Here is an 18288-nt window from a genome sequence, read left to right on the forward strand (position 1 = left end):
TATAGTTTTAGTGAATCAGATCAAATCAAAAAATACTCTAATTAACTGGGAATTAGTTGCAGTTAATCCAAATGATAAAAATTGGAATTGGAAAGATCTGTTTTATTTTTGGGCAAATAATATACAAAGTTTGATTGCTTTTTCTTTAATTGCCTCACTTTATTTAGTTTATGAATTAAATGTTTTTGTAGTTTTAACTGGAAGTTTAATTGCTTCAGTATTTGTTTATTTCTTTGCAAATTTAATTGGTAAACCATCTCAAAAATATGGACTTCCTTTTCCAGTAATTTTAAGAACCTCGATTGGAATAAAAGGAGCTAAATATTTTGCTCTATTAAGAGGATTGGTTGGAATTTTCATGTTTGGAATTCAAACATATTTTTTATCAAAACTTTTTAGCTACTTAATTAGAATAACCTTATATTCTATTGATAGTTCACTTTTAGATCAGGATATTTTTTTAGTATTTGTTTTTGGTTTAAATTTAATTGATTGGATAGCATTTGTTTTTGCAATTTTATTACAAGCTTTTTTATTTAGTAAAAGCCATCAGTTTAATAGACTTATAATAAAAGTTTCTGCGATTACCGTTTATTCAGGAATGCTTATATTTTTTTTAACAGTTTTTCTTTATGATGTTAAGGTTACTTCTGCTGCATTTGTTGATATTTTTTCGATACAAAACATTTTAAATAGTAGCAATGTTGCTCCATTGATTACTGTGGCAGCAACTTTATTTGCTTATTTTTCAGTAGTTATTGTCAACTATGGTGACTTTAGTAGATATGTAAAGAATGAGAGTGAATTAAAAAAAGGAAACTTAAGCTTAATATTAAATTTGATAATTTTTTCTTTCTTTGCAGTTTTTATAGTCATTGGATCGGATATTTTTCTAAACAAAAATTTAGAACTCATGGAAAGAATTTTAACAAATCCTACAGATATCATTGGTAAAATTGACAATTCTCAGTTAACTGTGATTGTCTTATTTTTTATTGTTTTTGCATCTGCATCAACAAATTTAATAGCAAATTATGTTCCAGCTCAAAATTCATTACTGAATTTTTTTCCTCAAACTCTTGATTTAAAAAAATCTGCTATTGTTATTACTGTTATTGGTTTTATTATTGGTATGCTTTGGTTACCATTATTAAGTCAGATTGGAATATTAGCATTTGTAGATACCCTTGGTTCTTTTTTTGGCCCATTATTTGGTGTTATGGTTGTTGATTATTATCTATTAAAAAAAACTAACTTAAATAACAATGAGATTTTTTCTTTAGACGACAAGGGCATGTATTTTTATTCTAATGGCTGGCATTTGAAAGCTATCTACTCTTTAGTTTTAGGTTTTATTTTTGCAGCCTCAACTATCTGGAATGAAAGTTTAATGAGTTTTCACTCTTATTCTTGGATCATTGGAGCATTTGTATCATCTTTGACTTATTATCTTTTAGCTAGTAAATAAACTAATGCATCAGTTTGATTTAAATAATAGAACAGCAATTATCACAGGTGGAGCTCAAGGTTTTGGTCTTGATATAGCAAAAAGATTTTTAAGCTCAGGTGTTAAAACTATTATTTGGGATATAGATGAAAATGAACTTAAAAAAGCTACTCAAGAACTAAACAACCCAAATCTGTCTTATAAAGTTGTTGATGTTTCTAATTATAAAAATGTTAAAGAAACTGTAGATGAAATAACAAAATCTACGAACATTGATATTTTAATTAATAATGCTGGTATTACAGGTTCGACATCCTCTCTATGGGATTATGATGTTGATGAGTGGAATAAAATAGTACAAATTAATTTAATGGGGACTTTTAATTGTTGCAAGTGTGTTGTGCCCAATATGATTAAAAATAATTATGGTAGAATCATCAATGTTGCATCTGTAGCTGGCAAGGATGGTAACGCTAATGCTAGTGCCTACAGTTCAGCTAAAGCAGGAGCTATTGGTTTAACTAAATCACTAGGTAAAGAACTGGCTGATAAAAATATAGCGGTAAACGCTGTTACCCCAGCTGGAGCAAAAACAAGAATTCTTGATCAAATGTCAAAAGAACATGTTGCCAGAATGCTTTCTAAGGTTCCTAGAGGTAGATTTTTAGAGATAGAAGAGTTTACTTCATTAATTTGTTGGCTAGCTTCAGAAGAAAACTCATTTTCAACAGCAGCTGTTTTTGATATTAGTGGTGGTCGCTCTACTTACTAACTAGCACTTTAGAATCAACATTAAGAGACTTACTTTCTTTAGAAATAACTGGTGCCAGTAGAATTATGGACCAATATATTAATAAAACAAATATAGAAATTAATTTCATCCTATTTATATAGTATCCAATATTGATAATTTAATGCTTAAAGTGTGTTCAAATATTGTTTTAAAATTAAATTTAGATATACCCTCAGACTGATGAAATTTTTTTTAATATTATTAGGATATTTATTTTTAATAACAAAACCTTTGTTAGCTGAAAATGTTTACGTTTTCGATTTTACTAACGATGAGCTAAATACATTAAAAGTTAAAAAAGTTAAAGGAGAGACCAGCTGGGCTGTTGGGTCTAACGAAAATGGTAACTTTATAAGAGCAGAGGCTGAAGGTGTTGGGTCAGGCTTGGGAAAAGAAATTAGAATTGATCTTAATAAAACTCCTATTATTAATATTACATGGAAAGTTGAGAAAGATTTATCTGGAATTATTGAAAATAGTAAAAAAGGGCACGATTATGCTGCTAGAGTTTTTGTAATAAAAAAAACAGGTTCTACACCATTATCTAACAGGGCAATTAATTATGTTTTTTCAAGTAATAATGATGTTGGAAAATATTGGCCAAGTCCATATACAAAAAAATCTATTGATTATGTTCTCTCAACTACAAAAAATAACAAAAATACATGGGTTACTGTTAAAGCAAATGTGCAAAAAGATTTTAAGAAACTTCATGAAATTGATGTTACAGAAATTTCAGGTATAGCTATAATGACTGACACTGATAATTCGAAATTAAAAGCTATCTCTTATTATCAAGATATTTATTTTTCAGCTGAATAAGATTATTTAAATATTTTTTTAAGACCAATACTTAAAAAAGATAAAAGTACTGCAACAATTACATCTTCAATGGGTGCAGCATTAGGGACCAAATAATTCCAAGCAATTACACCTAAAAGCCAAATAATATAAACTTTCATTGTTATATTATATCTTAGTTTGATGCTAAAAATATTTATTTTTGATAGTATAAATTCATGCACGAAAATTTTTTTCACAATATAAAGGTTTATTATGAAGACACTGATGCAGGTGGAGTTGTTTATTATGCAAACTATTTGAAGTTTCTTGAAAGAGCAAGAACAGAAGCATTGTTTACAATCGGATTTAATAATAAAAAAATTAAAGAAGATTATGGAGCCTTAATTGTTGTTAAATCTTGTAACATTGAGTACAAAAAACCCTCTTATCTTGAAGACGAGTTAAAAATTAGATCCTTTGTTAAATCTATTACAAAAACTTCTTTTTTTATGTCACAATTTATTTCTAGAGATGACGAATTAATTGTTGAGGCAAAAGTACATTTAGTTTTTGTAGATAAAAATGGAAAACCTATAAAAGTTCCAGAGGACATTTTTAAAGTTTTTAAACCTTATTTTTGCGATAGTATAAAAATTAAATAATTTTCTTAGCCTTCTTTAACAAGCTTACCATTTTTTGTGTATTAATTATTTTTCTATTAACATTTCTTGGACTAGGGTGATAACTAGGAATTAGAATTTTATTATCAGGTAATAAATATTTTACACCGTGAATGAAGATTAATTTTTTATCAAAATGATAATTTTTTTTATAAAATTCTATACAATTATCAAATGAAACTTTACCTAATGCTATAATAACTTTTAAATTTTTTAATAAGGTCAATTCATTTTTAAAAAATGTTGAACAGTTGGATAATTCATTTTTTAAAGGTTTATCTTCTGGAGGGACACATTTAAGAATATTTGTAATATAGGTTTTATTTAATTTTAAACCATCATCAATATGCGTAGAAGTTGATATATTCGATATGTTAGCTTTAAATAAACAGTTAAAAAGAAAATCTCCAGATTTATCTCCAGTGAACGCTCTGCCTGTTCTAGTACCCCCGTGAGCTGCAGGCGCCAGACCTACAATTAATAGTTTAGCTTTAATATCACCAAATCCCGTAACTGGTTTAGCCCAATAAGTATCTTTCATATTTTGTTTTCTTTTTTCTATAGAAATTTTTTTACTAAATGCAATTAACCTAGGACAACTTTTACATTTAACTATTGAATTATTTAATTTTTTGAATTTTATACTCATATATGAAACTTATAAAATTTTTTTTATTAATACTTTTATCTTTCAATATTTCAGTAAAAGCAAATTCAAATGATGAAATACAAAGTTTGTTAAAAGAAGGTAAAAAATTAATATTTATAAGACATGCAATTGCACCAGGTGGAGGTGATCCGTTAGATTTTGATATATTAAAATGTGAAACTCAACGAAATTTAAGTATAGAGGGTATTGAACAATCTAAAAACATTGGGAAGTTTTTTTCAGAAAATAATATTAAAATTGATAAGGTGTTATCAAGTGAGTGGTGTAGATGCAAACAAACAGCTCAACATGCTTTTGATAAATATGAAACAAAAAGTTTTTTAAATTCATTTTTCAGTGCAAAATTTGCAAGTAATAAAAATAAACAAATTTATGATTTAAAAAAATATATTAACGAATGGAACGGTGATAACAATTTAGTGTTAGTTACACATTATGTAACAATTCAAGAAGTACTAAACATTTCACCTTCTTCTGGAGAGATAATCATTTCAGATAAAAATTTTGATGTTCTTGCTCGACAAAATTTTTAAAAAATATAAACTAATAAAATGTCATCTAAAAAAGCCATGAAGTTAGCTCAAAAACAGGCTTATGCTAAACATAGAAGCAATATAACTAATAGTAGATTTGGTTCAAAAAAAATAAATTTTACAAGTAAAGTAAATAAGAAAAGTAAAAAATCTTAACTTTCTTTTACGAAAACTTCCACTTTATCACATGTTGAAATTTTTGAGATACCTTGCTCTCCATTTATGACTGTTTTGATTTTTATTAATGGTTTATTTTTTTCAAAGACTAGTTGGGTATAAAATTGTGGGTAACCAATTTTGTCTGTTAGTATTAAGTTCTCATCTTCATAGATAAATCTTTCAATTAAATTTTCTTGTTTAACACTAAGATCAGTAGATTTATATTTTTTAAAAGTTTTACTGTCATAAATATAATTTCTCTTCATTAAAGACTTTTCTAAATCTAAAATATATTCATTTTTAATAAAACCATCTTTTAAATTCTTACAGCCTGTTAAATACATAATTTCAGATAAAGCAAATGTCTGGAAGCTTACTAATAAGACTGAAAAGCTAACAAAAAAAATTATTTTTTTACTTTTTTTCATGTTTATCAGCGTAAAAAAGTGCAATTAATAAAATTGCTGTCCAAATTATCCCTATAAAAGCTTTGGGTCCAGTTTCTGCACTCCATATATTTAAAACCAATGCTCCAAAGATTAACCCTGCAACATAAATTAATATAGCTAAAGTAGATTTACTCATTATTTAAATTCTTTTTATAAAGTGAAATTCCATTTTCAATCTTATGATCATAAGATTCTTTAAAACTCTCTAATTGCCAGCCACTCAGACGTGTTTGAATGATTGTTAAGTTTGATTTTTTCCATTCTTCTGTAGTTTCTTGCTTTTTCCACATTTTTTTTTCCTCATTATTTCTTGCACATCCATAACAATATCCTGTTTGAGGATCTGTTTTACATATGCTTATACATGGAGAAATAATCATTTTTTTTAAATTACTAGTAAATATAATTGATTATTAATATATTTCATTATTATTGTCATTGGACAAATAGAAACTATCCTATATAAAGCCACAAGAATTGTGGGCGAATGGCGGAATTGGTAGACGCGCTGGTCTTAGGAACCAGTATCGCAAGATGTGAAGGTTCGAGTCCTTTTTCGCCTACCAACAAGCTTAAAAAATTATGAAAGTTACAGTAGAAAATAAAAAAGGTTTAAATAAAGACATTAAAGTTTTCATAGATAAAGAAACTATGAATTCTTATATGGATGAAAAATATGAAGAAATTAAAAAAACTGTTAACTTAAAAGGTTTTAGACCTGGCAAGGTGCCTAAAGAAGTTTTAAAAAGACAATTTGGCCAAGCAATTTTTAGTGAAGTGCTAGATAAAGTTCTTAAAGATACATCAGTTAAAGCTTTAGAAGATAATAAAATTAAGCCAGCTGGACAACCAAAGCTCGATCTTAAAACCTATGGTGAAGATAAAGATTTAGAATATGTAATGTCGATAACAGAACTTCCAAAGGTAGAATTAAAGTCTGTTGAAAATATTAAATTTGATGAATATTCAGTTAAAATTGACACAAACGAAACAGATAAAAGAATTAAAGAAATAGCCAAAAGTCAGAACAATTTTAAAGAAGTTGCAGCAGATGTTAAAGCAGTAGAGGAAAATTTAGTTATTTTTGACTACAAAGCAACTATTGATGGAAAAGATTTTACTGGTGGTGAAGGAAAAAATACTCAATTAATTCTAGGTAAGGACTTATTTATTAAAGGCTTTGATAAGCAGCTTATCGGCGTTAAAAAAAATGATGAAAAATCTGTTGACGTTACTCTGCCTGAAAATTATCCACAAAAAGAATACGCAAATAAGAAAGCTAATTTTATTTGTAAAATTACAGAAGTAAAAAAATCAGAGGAAGTAAAAATAGATGATGTTTTTGCTAAAAACTTAGGTGCAAAAGATCTTGCTGATTTAAAAGTATTAGTTAGTAAACAAATTAATGATGAATATAAAAATTCTCTAGATAAATTGGCAAAAACTCAAATCTTAAAAGAAATTGAAAATTTTAAAGTAGATGAAATTCCAGAAAACTTAATTGAAGAAGAAGTTAAGATTTTATCTCAAGGTATGACTGAAGAAGATTCTAAAAAAAGTAGAAAAAATTTTGAGGAAATCGCTAAAAAAAGAATTAAAGTTGGGTTGATATTAAATGAATTCGGTGAACAAAATAAAATCAAAGTAACCGAACAAGAAGTTCAAGCTGAAGTTCAAAAACAACTTAGAATGATGCCTGGCCAAGAAAAGATGGTTATGGAATTTTATCAAAAAAATCCATCAGCATTAGCTAGCTTAAGAGGAACCGTGTATGAAGAAAAAATTATCGATTTAATTAAAACTAAAGCAAAACCATCTAAAAAAGAAATTAGCAAAGAAGAAGCAGAAAAAATTTTAAAGGAACATCAAAAACAAGATCATAATCATGAACATGACCACAATCATGACCACGATCATCCTGAGGAAAAAAAAGCTTCAAAATCTACTAAAATTGAAAAAAAACCAAAACCCTCAGCATCTAAAAAACCTTCAACAAAAAAAGTTAGTAAAAAGTAATCACAAGTTGTATAAGTAAGAGAATCAACTTATGACAACAAATTTATTAGATCAAATGAATACTCTTGTACCTATGGTTGTTGAACAATCAAATAAAGGTGAGAGAGCTTATGATATTTATTCAAGACTTCTCAAAGAGAGAATTATTTTTTTGGTAGGACCAATAAATGATAACGTAGCATCTTTAGTTACAGCTCAACTTTTGTTTTTAGAGTCTGAGGATCCAAAAAAAGAAATCAATTTATATATCAATAGTCCTGGAGGACTAGTGACAGCAGGTCTTGGAATTTATGATACTATGCAATACATTAAACCAGATGTTTCAACATTATGTATTGGTCAAGCTGCATCAATGGGTTCATTTTTATTAGCTGCAGGTAAAAAAGGTAAAAGATTTTCTTTGCCAAATTCTAGAATTATGGTTCACCAACCTTCTGCTGGTTTTCAAGGACAAGCTACAGATATTGAAATTCATGCTAACGAAGTTTTAGCCTTGAAAAAAAGACTTAATGAGATTTATTCAAAACATACTGGAAAATCTGTTGATGATGTGAAGAAAGCACTAGAACGTGATAACTTTATGACTCCAGATACAGCAAAAGAGTTTGGTTTGATAGATGAAGTAGTTGAAAATAGATCTTAATACACAACATCTTGACACCCCTTTAAACTGATACTTGATTAGTATGAGTCTTCTATATTAAAGTAACTATACTGATTCGTTTATAAATTATATGACAACAAATAATAAAAATATTCTTTACTGTTCTTTTTGTGGAAAGAGCCAACATGAAGTTAGAAAACTTATTGCAGGTCCAACCGTATTTATATGTGATGAATGCGTTGAACTATGCATGGATATCATCAAAGAAGAAAGTAAAGACACATTTGTTAAACATCAAGATGGGTTACCACCGCCTAAAGAAATTTGTGCTGTATTAGATGATTATGTTATTGGGCAGCCTCACGCAAAAAAAGTTTTATCAGTTGCTGTTCATAATCATTATAAGAGACTTAATTATGAGACTAAAACCAGCAAAACAGTTGAACTTTCAAAATCAAATATTCTTTTAGTTGGTCCAACTGGTTGTGGAAAAACTTTATTAGCTCAAACTCTAGCAAGAATCCTTGACGTTCCTTTCACAATGGCAGATGCAACCACTTTAACAGAAGCAGGTTATGTTGGTGAGGATGTTGAAAATATAATTTTAAAATTATTACAAGCTGCTGATTACAACGTTGAAAAAGCACAACGTGGAATTGTATACATCGACGAAGTTGATAAGATTAGCAGAAAGTCAGAAAACCCCTCTATTACTAGAGACGTGTCTGGAGAAGGTGTGCAACAAGCTCTATTAAAAATTATGGAAGGGACAGTGGCCAGCGTTCCACCTCAAGGAGGTAGAAAGCATCCACAACAAGAATTTTTACAAGTAGACACGACAAACATTTTGTTTATTTGTGGTGGAGCATTCGCTGGCTTAGATAAAATAATATCTCAAAGAGATAAGGGTACATCAATAGGATTTGGTGCAAATGTAAAAAAAACAGATGATAAAAAAACAGGTGAGTGGATGAAAACTTTAGAACCTGAAGATCTTTTAAAATATGGCTTAATCCCAGAATTTATTGGAAGACTTCCAATGATAGCTACATTAGAAGATCTTGATGAAAAATCTCTAGTTAAAATACTACAAGAGCCAAAAAACTCACTAATTAAACAATACCAAGAATTATTTAAATTAGATGGAGCTAAGTTAAGTTTTAAAGAAAATGCGATCAAAGAGATTGCACAAAAAGCAATTAATAAGAAAACTGGGGCTAGAGGCCTTAGATCAATCTTAGAAAATATTTTATTAAAAACAATGTACGATCTTCCAAGTCAAGACAATGTGGAGGAAGTTATTGTAGACGCTAGTGCGGCCAAAGGACTATCTCAACCAATCATAGTTCATTCAAAAAATAGTAGCAAAACAAAGACTGACAAAACTTCTGCTGCCTAATTTCACGTTAATAAGTAATAAATAGCTATTGCAATATCATATTTAATATCCATATTTAGATGATGGATGTAAAAATTGAACGACCTTTATTACCGTTAAGAGATATTGTTGTATTTCCAAATATGGTAGTCCCATTATTTGTTGGCAGAGATAAATCTATTGCCGCTTTAAATGAAGTTATGAAAAAGGACAAAAAAATTGTTCTAGTTACTCAAAAAAATTCAGAAATAGATGACCCTAAAAAAACTGATGTTTTCATGTATGGTTGTGAAGGTAATATTCTTCAGTTATTAAAATTACCAGACGGTACAGTAAAAGTTTTAGTAGAAGGAAGTAAAAGAATAAAAATTTTAGATTTTAAAGATAATGAGAAATTTATTATTTGTGAATATGCTCATCACCATGATGTAGTGACTAAAGATGAAGACTTAATACCACTAGCAATGACTGCTGTAAGAAGATTAGAAAAACTAACTTCAATTAATAAAAAAGTATCAAGCGAAACGATTAATAATATTAAAAAATTAACTAATGCATCACACATCGCTGATAATATCGCATCTCACCTAACAGCTACAATTTCAGAGAAGCAACAAATATTTGAAACTATAGATGTTAAGAAAAGACTGAATTCTATAATTAAAATAATGGAGAATGAAACGAGTATTATTGGAGTAGAAAAAAGAATTAGAGGAAGAGTTAAAACTCAAATGGAGAAAACTCAAAGAGAATATTATTTAAATGAACAACTTAAAGCTATTCAAAAGGAATTAGGTGAAATTGAAGATGGAAAAGATGAAACTTCAAGTTTGAATAAATTAATTATTAAAGCAAAAATGCCAAAAGATGTTGAGAAGAAATGCATGGCTGAGCTTAAAAAATTAAAAAATATGAGCCCAATGTCTGCTGAGGCTACTGTTATCAGAAATTATCTTGATTGGATGACAGATCTACCTTGGTATAAAAAAAGCCAAGTTGATATTGATCTAAAAAAAGCACTTGCAGTTCTTGATGCAGATCATTTTGGTTTAGAAAAAGTTAAAGAAAGAATTATTGAATTTTTAGCAGTCCAAAAAAGAATGGAAAAAATTAAAGGTCCAATTTTATGTTTAGTTGGTCCTCCAGGTGTTGGTAAAACATCATTAGGAAAATCAATTGCAAAAGCTACTAATAGAGAATTTGTAAGAGTTTCTGTTGGTGGTATGAGAGATGAAGCGGAAATAAGAGGACACAGAAGAACTTATATAGGCTCTTTACCTGGTAAAATTATTCAAATGATGAAAAAAGCAGGTACAAAAAATCCACTTATTCTTCTTGATGAAATAGATAAAATTGGAAATGACCATAGAGGAGATCCATCTTCTGCTTTGTTAGAAGCATTAGATCCAGAACAAAACACAACATTTAATGATCATTATCTAGAAGTTGATTATGATTTATCTGACGTCATGTTTGTTACTACAGCTAACACTTTGAATATTTTACCACCGTTATTAGATAGAATGGAAGTCATTAGATTAGCTGGTTATACAGAAGATGAAAAAATTAATATTGCAAATAAGTATCTACTACCCAAACAAGTTAAAGATAATGGAGTTAAAGAAAATGAAATGACTTTATCTGAGGATATAATTAAAGAAATTATCCAAAGCTATACAAAAGAGTCTGGTGTAAGAAACCTAGAAAGAGAAATTTCAAAAGTAGCCAGAAAAGTTGTTAAGAAAGTAGTTTCTGGAGAAGAGAAAGAAGTTAAAATTGATTTAAAAAATTTACCAGACTATTTAGGAATTCAAAAATTTAAATTTGGCGAACTAGAAAGTAAAGACAAAATCGGAGTTGTTACTGGTTTAGCTTGGACTGAATACGGTGGGGAAATTCTTAAAATTGAAACTGTTATAATGCCAGGAAAAGGTAGAATGCAAATTACAGGAAAATTAGGTGAGGTTATGCAAGAATCTATCAAAGCTGCAAAATCTTTTATTAGATCAAAAAGTTTAGATTATGGAATCATTCCTCCTTTATTTGAAAAAAAGGATTTTCATATTCATGTTCCAGAAGGAGCTACTCCTAAAGATGGACCCTCAGCAGGTATAGGTATGGTTACTTCAATAGTTTCTGCAATCACAAATAACCCCGTCAGAAGAGATGTTGCAATGACAGGCGAGGTAACATTAACAGGTCAAGTATTGCCAATTGGTGGATTAAAAGAAAAACTATTAGCAGCACACAGAGCTGGGATAAAACAAGTTATAATTCCAAAGGAAAATGAAAAAGATCTTGTTGATATGCCTAAGAAAATTATTGATGATATAAAAATTATTCCTGTTGAACATGCTGACGAAGTATTAAAAATAGCTTTAACAAAAGAATTAAAAAGAGTTGAGTGGGTCGAGGTTGAGAAAATTTCTCAATCTAATGATAAATCTCAAGCCAGTATTCAGTAATTGTTTAATATTTTCTAATTTATTACAGAATTTAATTTTATTAAAAAGTACACTAAACTTTCTTTTACAATAACATTTTAAAACATAATATATTGAGCTAAGGTAAAATTCGAAATTACTTTTTATGTATCAAAATTGCTACTACTTGATAAGTTTTTACAACATCCTTCACTTCATTATTTTTAACAAGTAAAATATTTTTTTCAGTGCAGTATTTAAAAGTATTAGATGGATCATAACAAATTATCCAAAAATTTTTTTCATTTTTATTTTTCATAAATTTAATTTTTTTTTTAGCAATTGTATGAATAAGTAAATTTTCAACAATAGTATTAAAATAAGCATTTTGATGATCCTTAAAACTTGCAATATAATAATTACTTTTATTTATTTTATTTAAATTATTTAAAATTTTTGTAAATTCTGGTTTATCAATTTCTTTTTTTACGTTTTTTAATAATTGATTTGAAAAACTTAAAATTATTAAAAAATAAATAAAAATATATTTAATTTTTGAATTGTTGAACTGGCTTATAGAAAAAGAAATAAATAATATGAAAATTGGGACTGTATATATTATATATTTATCAATCAGAATTGGGGTAAATAAATAACCATATAAAATAGGTATCAAATATGAAAATAAAACTAATAAAATTAAAAAATTTAACATTTTATTAAGCAATTTTCTTTTAATTAAATAAATTATAGAAAATATAAAAAAAACAAAAAATATTAAACCCATTATTTTTGAACCAAAATAAACATTGAAAAAATAATTAAATAAGTAAAAATTGATATCTGGGTTATTAATAGATATTGCTTTAAAGTTTAAAACTTTTTGGTAAAAATCTAGGTTTAAATATAAAGAAATTATAATCGAAAAAAACATCAGGATATTTATTAAATTAAAACTTTTTGTATATCTTCTAAAAAAAAGCTCATAAAAAAAAATTGTTCCTATTATTAAAAAAGAAAATAAAAAAGTGTTAATTATTATGGTTGTAAAGAAAAAAAAACTAGTGATTCAAAAGAAGTAATGGAATTATTTTTGCCAATAATATCTAAATAAATCTTAATATAGATTAAAGATACCATACAGTAGAAAGAATAAACTCTCCCCTCATGTGAATAAGATATTAAAAACCAATTAAGTGAAAATAAAATTAAAGATAAAGAAATAAATTTTTTATCTTTAGAAATTTTAACTATAATTGAAAAAAAAACAATTAATGATATCACGTTAAAGATTATATTTGGTAACCTTAGTAGCTGATAGTTGTATCCAAATAACTTAAAAAAAAACTTAATTAAAAAAAAATATAATGGCGGTGTATTTTCTTCCTTTATTATCCTTTCGTAAGTTTCATGATGACCAAGATTAGGATCTGTGATCGAAAATGTTATCAATTCATCAAACCACAAATCTTCTAGATTAATTTGGTATGTAGAAAAAAAAATTATTAATAAAATTGAAATAATTAATGATGTAGAATAATTTAATGTATTTTTAATAAACATAATGTAATAAATATTGTTAACAGTATGATATATATTTTACTTCCTTGTTACAACGAATTAGAAAATTTAAAAAAAATAATTAAAAAGACAAACGATTTATCTTCTATTGGTTTAAATAAAATTAAAATAATTATTGTTAATGACGGTAGTTTTGATCAAACAAAAAATTATATTATTAAATTAAAAAAAATTTCAAAAAATAAAATTTTATATTTAGAGCATAAAAATAATATGGGTTTAAATGTAGCACTATATACTGGCTTAAATTTTTTTTTAAAGAATGCTCATAAAAAAGATATTTTAGTCAGTTTAGATAGTGATAATACTCACCCAATATCTCTAATACCAAGAATGATTTCTTTAATTAAAAATGATAATTATGATGTTGTGATTGCTTCAAGGTTTCAAAATGGATCTGATATTCAAGGTTTAAGTTATTTTAGAAAAATTTTAAGCGAAGGGGCGAGAATTTTATTTAAATTTTATTTCCCAATAAAAAATGTGGAGGACTACACATGCAATTTTAGAGCTTATAAATACTCAGTTCTTAAAAAAAGTGGTTTAATAAAAAAAAAATTTTTTCAATCAAAAGACTTTTCTATAATTGCAGACTTGTTAATTAATTTAGATAAAAAAGTCAAAACAATTAAAATAAATGAAGTACCTTTAAAACTTAGATATGATTTCAAAATCGGTGATAGTAAACTTAATATCTCCACAAATATTATAAAAACTTTTTTACTTATATTTAGAAATATATTTTATTAAACATATTTTCTAATTATTAATTACAAATCTTCTGCAAGAATATATTGACAGTTAGTAAATTTTTTTTTTAAATATTCATTTTTTAAATTTAAAATAATATGAAATTTGCATTTCTTAAATGCAACATCCGGAGATAGGAAATTTTTAAATTTGTTAGAATCTTTGTTTATTAAATAATAATAAGGATCAGAAATATAAAATTTATTAGTTTTTAATAGATTGATTATTTTTATAGCAGGACTCTCTCTTAAATCAGTTGACCCAGGTTTATAGCCTAAGCCCCATAAACATATATTAATTTTTTTTTTGGCTCTTATTAGTTTTTTTAATTTGGTTGCAATGCTACTTGTTCTCTTGTCATTTAATCTTCTTGACATTAAAATCATATTATCTTTATGAGCCTTAAAGTTTAAAAAATAAGGATCAATTGGTATGCAATGACCTCCAACCCCTATTGATGGATTTAAAAGATTAACTCTAGGATGTAAATTACAAATCTCACTAATTTTTTTAAAATTTAACTTTCTTTTTTTTAGTTCAGAGTCAAGATAGCTTGAAAAAGCTAATTGATTATCTCTAAAGCTATTTTCTATTAATTTTGAAGCTTCAGCTTCTTCTATTTTATAATTATAAATTTTATTTTTTGAAAATTTACTATAAATCCTCCTTACTAAGTTAAATGTTTTTTTGTTTGATCCAATTATTCTATAATTATTCTGCATTTCATTCAAAGTGTTACCAGGAATTGCTTTTTCTGGACTAAAACAAATATTAAAATTATCTTTTAAGTCAGGACGTAATTTACACATTAAAGAAAATAAATATGAGGTTGTTCCTATAGGAACGGTAGATTCAACAACTATTGTGTCATTTATTTTTATAACTTTGCTTATTTGCTTCAAACCATCAATCAAAAATGATAAATCACAATTTAAGCTTTTGTTAATAGGTGTTGGTAAACAAAGTATATAAAATTTAGAATTAAATAGTTTTGTTGAGTAACTTATATTATTCCTTGATAACTTGTATAATTTGTTGATATCTGCTTCTTCAGAGATAAATTTTCCTTTATTTAAAGTTTCTATTTTTTTTTTGTTAACATCAACTCCATTAACGCTAAAACCTTTCTTACTTAGTAATAACGCAAAAGGTAAACCAATATATCCAAGGCCTATTATTGAAATTTTAAATTTCATTTTATATTATTAAATTTACAATTTTGCTTGAAACTCTATTGCCATAAGGATGTTTTGTTAAAATAATTTTTTTTGAAGTAATTTTTTTAATTCTATTTATAACTTTTTTTTCATTTAACATACTTAAAAAATTTGCATCTATTTTTATTGTCTCTGGCCTTTCTGTATTGTTTCTAAATGTAATTAAATGTTTTTTTAATATGCATGCCTCCTCTTGAAGTCCGCCCGAGTCAGAAAAAACAACTGAACAAGATTTTAAGTATGATAAAAATTTATCATAATTCACAGGATTAATCATCTCAATATTTTTACCAATTTTTATTTTATATAATCTAATTTTACTTTGCGTGTTTGGGTGGCATGGAAAAATAACCTTTATATTATACTTATTAGAAATTTTTTTCATTATATTCAGAATTTTTGATAACCTGAATTTATTCATTACATTTTCAAATCTATGTATTGTTAATAGGAAGAATTTTTTTTTAATCGTTACAATTTTTCTGTTTTTTAAATTATCTACGATAGTACTTCCAACTACAAATATTGGCTTTTTAATTCCTTCCTTTAATAAAATTTTTTTTTGTATTTCTGTTGGAGGAAAAAGTAAATCAGATATATGATCAACAGTAATTCTATTTGACTCCTCGGGCATGCTTTTATCGTAACTTCTTAATCCTGCTTCAATATGAATAATTTTTGTTTTTATTTTATTCAAATTTTTGAGGTTTTTAGCGGCTAAGGCTGAAATTAAACATGTATTAGTATCACCTTGAACAATAAGACAATCCGGTTTTTCTTTTAACAATATTTCTTTAAATTTTTTACTAAAAGCTTTTACAAAGTTAGATGAATTATTTTTTAGTCCTAGTTTAAGATCATAATCTATTTTTTTAATATTAAAATATTCTAAAAATATACTGCTCATGTTTTCTGAATAGTGCTGTCCACTGTGAACTAATTTGAAATTAATTCTCTTTTTTTTAAGTATTTGTATAATTGGTGCCAATTTTATAATTTCTGGTCTAGTTCCAAAACTAAGAATTATTTTCTTTTTTTTTTCATTTTTTATTTTAAACTTATAAACTATTAACTTAAAAAATATATTTGAAATCAATTTTAATTACAGGCGGTGCAGGTTTTATAGGTCAAAACCTTGTAAAGTTTTTTCAGAACAAATATAATATAATTATTATAGATAATCTAAGTACAAAAGGTACGTTAAAAAATTTCTTATTTGACAAAGCTAATGTCACTTTTTTTAAAATTGATATTTCAAATTTTTCAAAAATTAAAGAAACATTAAAGGATATAAAAATTGACTATGTAATACACGCCGCCGCTCATTTTGCCAATGAAAATTCAATAATTAATCCCACTAAGGATTTAAAAACAAATATTTTAGGAACATTAAACATCCTAGAACTCTGTAAACAAAAAAAGGTTAAAAAATTTTTATATTTATCATCTTCTTGCGTTTATGGCGAAAGCTCTTTAGCCAAAGAAAACCTTTCTTTAAATCCGAACGAAACTCCATACGCTATTTCTAAATACTCTGCTGAACTTTATGTTCAATTTTATAAAAATTTTTATAAACTAAATTCTACGATTCTAAGAGTATTTAATACTTATGGTCCTGGTGAGGTAAATCATAAGTTTAGAAATGTTATTCCTAGATTTATTGACCATGCTTTAAAAAATAAAGTATTATCTATAACTGGAACAGGACATGAGACAAGAGATTTTACCTTTGTTAATGACCTAGTAAAAATAATCGCAATATTGATTAAATCAAAAAATATGCCAAATTTAATTAACTCATGTACAGGTAATAAAACTACGATTATTTCTCTTGCTAAAATGATAGTCAAATTAACTAATTCAAAATCTAATATAAACTATTCATCATTAAGAAAATGGGACAAAGTTCAAAATAGACTTGGATCTAATGTAAAAATTAAAAAGATCTTTGGTATTAACAAATTTACAAACTTAAGTACCGGTTTAAAAGAAACAATAAAATGGTACAAAAACAAATAATCTTTTCATCACAACATTAATAAAATATCCAGATATTATCCTAATACAAGTCAGGGATAGAATAGGAATAGTGCTTGTTCACAAATGTACCCAATATTGCCTTTCTTAAGTGTTTGCTTTCTCAAATAAGTTGTTATAAAAGGTGCGTATTTTGGTTTTGGGCGGTTAGCTCAGTTGGTAGAGCATCTCGTTTACACCGAGGGGGTCAAAGGTTCGAGTCCTTTACTGCCCACCAAAACAACTAAAGTGGGGGTGTAGCTCAGTTGGTTAGAGCGATCGCCTGTCACGCGATAGGTCGAGGGTTCGAGTCCCTTCACTCCCGCCACTTTTTCCCTATTAATTAACATTTATATTATTAAAAATGTGACGTAAGTACCCTTCAACAAGAGGTAAAAACTGCTATATAGACTCAAATGCTTTCAGAATTTTTAAAAGATTACTTACCAATTATTATATTTTTGATTATTGCACTTGGTCTGAGTTGTGTTTTTGTTGTTGTAAACTTAATATTATCACCAAAACATCCAGATCCAGAAAAATTATCTGCATATGAATGTGGTTTTGAACCCTTTGAAGATTCAAGAATGGAATTTGATGTAAGGTTTTATTTAGTGGCAATTCTATTTATAATCTTTGATTTAGAGATAGCTTTCCTTTTTCCTTGGGCAATATCATTGGGCAATATTGGAGGTCTTGGCTTTACTTCAATGATGATATTTTTATTCATTCTTACGGTTGGATTTATTTATGAATGGAAAAAAGGTGCACTAGACTGGGAATAAAATT

The 18288-nt window shown here is 26.8% G+C and carries 22 protein-coding genes and 3 tRNA genes; 16 read left to right on the forward strand and 9 right to left on the reverse strand.

Going from position 1 to position 18288, the window contains the following annotated elements; genetic code table 11:
- Positions 1-10 precede the first annotated feature (10 nt).
- The 3 genes from AC5SLW_RS02275 (at position 11) to AC5SLW_RS02285 (ending at position 3062) form a co-directional block, all read left to right on the forward strand.
- Positions 11-1468, forward strand: coding sequence for a cytosine permease (locus tag AC5SLW_RS02275; protein WP_494575590.1), 1458 nt, complete (start codon positions 11-13; stop codon positions 1466-1468).
- A 4-nt stretch (positions 1469-1472) separates the two neighbouring features.
- Complete coding sequence (locus AC5SLW_RS02280; RefSeq protein WP_020169333.1) at positions 1473-2219, forward strand: SDR family NAD(P)-dependent oxidoreductase; 747 nt, start codon at positions 1473-1475, stop codon at positions 2217-2219.
- Positions 2220-2420: 201 nt separating this feature from the next.
- Positions 2421-3062: a DUF3047 domain-containing protein gene (locus tag AC5SLW_RS02285; protein ID WP_006997048.1), complete on the forward strand. Its 642-nt coding sequence runs from the start codon at positions 2421-2423 to the stop codon at positions 3060-3062.
- A 2-nt stretch (positions 3063-3064) separates the two neighbouring features.
- On the opposite strand, the gene AC5SLW_RS02290 is transcribed toward AC5SLW_RS02285, so the two are convergent.
- Positions 3065-3202, reverse strand: a complete 138-nt coding sequence (locus AC5SLW_RS02290; protein WP_018414048.1) for a hypothetical protein — start codon at positions 3200-3202, stop codon at positions 3065-3067.
- 57 nt (positions 3203-3259) lie between these two features.
- Between AC5SLW_RS02290 and AC5SLW_RS02295 the strand changes: the two genes are divergently transcribed.
- Positions 3260-3685 (forward strand): YbgC/FadM family acyl-CoA thioesterase, encoded by a 426-nt coding sequence (locus AC5SLW_RS02295; protein ID WP_018414049.1) that lies wholly within the window; start codon positions 3260-3262, stop codon positions 3683-3685.
- Here AC5SLW_RS02295 and AC5SLW_RS02300 read toward each other — a convergent pair.
- Complete coding sequence (locus tag AC5SLW_RS02300; RefSeq protein WP_484013828.1) at positions 3678-4352, reverse strand: uracil-DNA glycosylase; 675 nt, start codon at positions 4350-4352, stop codon at positions 3678-3680. The two genes, AC5SLW_RS02295 and AC5SLW_RS02300, sit on opposite strands and share 8 nt — an antisense overlap.
- Positions 4353-4354: 2 nt before the next feature.
- Here AC5SLW_RS02300 and AC5SLW_RS02305 point away from each other — a divergent pair, with 2 nt between their 5' ends.
- Both AC5SLW_RS02305 and AC5SLW_RS02310 read left to right on the forward strand, forming a co-directional pair.
- Positions 4355-4906, forward strand: coding sequence for a histidine phosphatase family protein (locus AC5SLW_RS02305; RefSeq protein ID WP_018414051.1), 552 nt, complete (start codon positions 4355-4357; stop codon positions 4904-4906).
- An 18-nt stretch (positions 4907-4924) separates the two neighbouring features.
- Positions 4925-5062: a hypothetical protein gene (locus tag AC5SLW_RS02310; protein ID WP_018414052.1), complete on the forward strand. Its 138-nt coding sequence runs from the start codon at positions 4925-4927 to the stop codon at positions 5060-5062.
- Here AC5SLW_RS02310 and AC5SLW_RS02315 read toward each other — a convergent pair.
- From AC5SLW_RS02315 to AC5SLW_RS02325, 3 genes are read right to left on the reverse strand one after another with little or no spacing between them, the layout of a single operon-like run.
- Entirely contained in the window at positions 5059-5493 is a 435-nt protein-coding gene (locus AC5SLW_RS02315; protein ID WP_494575594.1) for a hypothetical protein, read from the reverse strand. The two genes, AC5SLW_RS02310 and AC5SLW_RS02315, sit on opposite strands and share 4 nt — an antisense overlap.
- Positions 5480-5650, reverse strand: coding sequence for a hypothetical protein (locus AC5SLW_RS02320; protein WP_006997042.1), 171 nt, complete (start codon positions 5648-5650; stop codon positions 5480-5482). The genes AC5SLW_RS02315 and AC5SLW_RS02320 overlap by 14 nt, the downstream gene beginning before the upstream one ends.
- On the reverse strand, positions 5643-5894 hold the full coding sequence (locus AC5SLW_RS02325; protein WP_018414054.1) for a DUF1289 domain-containing protein: 252 nt from the start codon (positions 5892-5894) through the stop codon (positions 5643-5645). Before AC5SLW_RS02325 ends, AC5SLW_RS02320 begins: the two co-directional genes overlap by 8 nt.
- Before the next feature lie 101 nt (positions 5895-5995).
- Here AC5SLW_RS02325 and AC5SLW_RS02330 point away from each other — a divergent pair.
- The 5 genes from AC5SLW_RS02330 (at position 5996) to lon (ending at position 11977) form a co-directional block, all read left to right on the forward strand.
- Positions 5996-6080: transfer RNA gene (locus tag AC5SLW_RS02330), tRNA-Leu, on the forward strand.
- A 16-nt stretch (positions 6081-6096) separates the two neighbouring features.
- Positions 6097-7530 (forward strand): trigger factor, encoded by a 1434-nt coding sequence (gene tig / locus AC5SLW_RS02335; RefSeq protein ID WP_018414055.1) that lies wholly within the window; start codon positions 6097-6099, stop codon positions 7528-7530.
- Positions 7531-7561: 31 nt separating this feature from the next.
- Positions 7562-8173 carry an ATP-dependent Clp endopeptidase proteolytic subunit ClpP gene (clpP, locus tag AC5SLW_RS02340; protein WP_006997039.1) on the forward strand — a complete coding sequence of 204 codons (612 nt, stop codon included), beginning with the start codon at positions 7562-7564 and terminating at the stop codon, positions 8171-8173.
- A gap of 91 nt (positions 8174-8264) precedes the next feature.
- The gene (gene clpX / locus AC5SLW_RS02345) at positions 8265-9533 is read left to right on the forward strand and encodes an ATP-dependent Clp protease ATP-binding subunit ClpX (RefSeq protein ID WP_006997038.1); all 1269 of its coding nucleotides are present in this window, start codon (positions 8265-8267) and stop codon (positions 9531-9533) included.
- Between the two features lie 59 nt (positions 9534-9592).
- A complete protein-coding gene (gene lon, locus AC5SLW_RS02350) occupies positions 9593-11977 on the forward strand; it encodes an endopeptidase La (RefSeq protein ID WP_494575598.1) in 2385 nt (794 codons plus the stop codon).
- Between the two features lie 115 nt (positions 11978-12092).
- On the opposite strand, the gene AC5SLW_RS02355 is transcribed toward lon, so the two are convergent.
- Together AC5SLW_RS02355 and AC5SLW_RS02360 are read right to left on the reverse strand one after the other, a co-directional pair.
- Entirely contained in the window at positions 12093-12650 is a 558-nt protein-coding gene (locus AC5SLW_RS02355) for a hypothetical protein (protein WP_494575600.1), read from the reverse strand.
- Positions 12651-12973: 323 nt separating this feature from the next.
- Complete coding sequence (locus AC5SLW_RS02360; protein WP_494575602.1) at positions 12974-13498, reverse strand: glycosyltransferase family 39 protein; 525 nt, start codon at positions 13496-13498, stop codon at positions 12974-12976.
- A gap of 24 nt (positions 13499-13522) precedes the next feature.
- Between AC5SLW_RS02360 and AC5SLW_RS02365 the strand changes: the two genes are divergently transcribed.
- Positions 13523-14266 (forward strand): glycosyltransferase family 2 protein, encoded by a 744-nt coding sequence (locus tag AC5SLW_RS02365; RefSeq protein WP_494575604.1) that lies wholly within the window; start codon positions 13523-13525, stop codon positions 14264-14266.
- A gap of 20 nt (positions 14267-14286) precedes the next feature.
- On the opposite strand, the gene AC5SLW_RS02370 is transcribed toward AC5SLW_RS02365, so the two are convergent.
- Complete coding sequence (locus tag AC5SLW_RS02370) at positions 14287-15462, reverse strand: nucleotide sugar dehydrogenase (protein ID WP_494575606.1); 1176 nt, start codon at positions 15460-15462, stop codon at positions 14287-14289.
- A gap of 1 nt (position 15463) precedes the next feature.
- Positions 15464-16579, reverse strand: coding sequence for a non-hydrolyzing UDP-N-acetylglucosamine 2-epimerase (gene wecB / locus AC5SLW_RS02375; protein WP_494575608.1), 1116 nt, complete (start codon positions 16577-16579; stop codon positions 15464-15466).
- On the opposite strand from wecB, the gene AC5SLW_RS02380 reads away from it, so the two are divergent.
- From AC5SLW_RS02380 to AC5SLW_RS02395, 4 genes are all read left to right on the forward strand, one after another.
- Complete coding sequence (locus AC5SLW_RS02380; protein ID WP_494575610.1) at positions 16570-17502, forward strand: NAD-dependent epimerase/dehydratase family protein; 933 nt, start codon at positions 16570-16572, stop codon at positions 17500-17502. The two genes, wecB and AC5SLW_RS02380, sit on opposite strands and share 10 nt — an antisense overlap.
- 159 nt (positions 17503-17661) lie before the next feature.
- Positions 17662-17737, forward strand: a tRNA-Val gene (locus tag AC5SLW_RS02385).
- Positions 17738-17750: 13 nt separating this feature from the next.
- Positions 17751-17827: transfer RNA gene (locus tag AC5SLW_RS02390), tRNA-Asp, on the forward strand.
- Positions 17828-17915: 88 nt separating this feature from the next.
- Positions 17916-18284, forward strand: a complete 369-nt coding sequence (locus tag AC5SLW_RS02395; RefSeq protein ID WP_494575612.1) for an NADH-quinone oxidoreductase subunit A — start codon at positions 17916-17918, stop codon at positions 18282-18284.
- Positions 18285-18288: the final 4 nt, after the last annotated feature.

This window comes from Candidatus Pelagibacter sp. PS_40, from assembly GCF_059417765.1.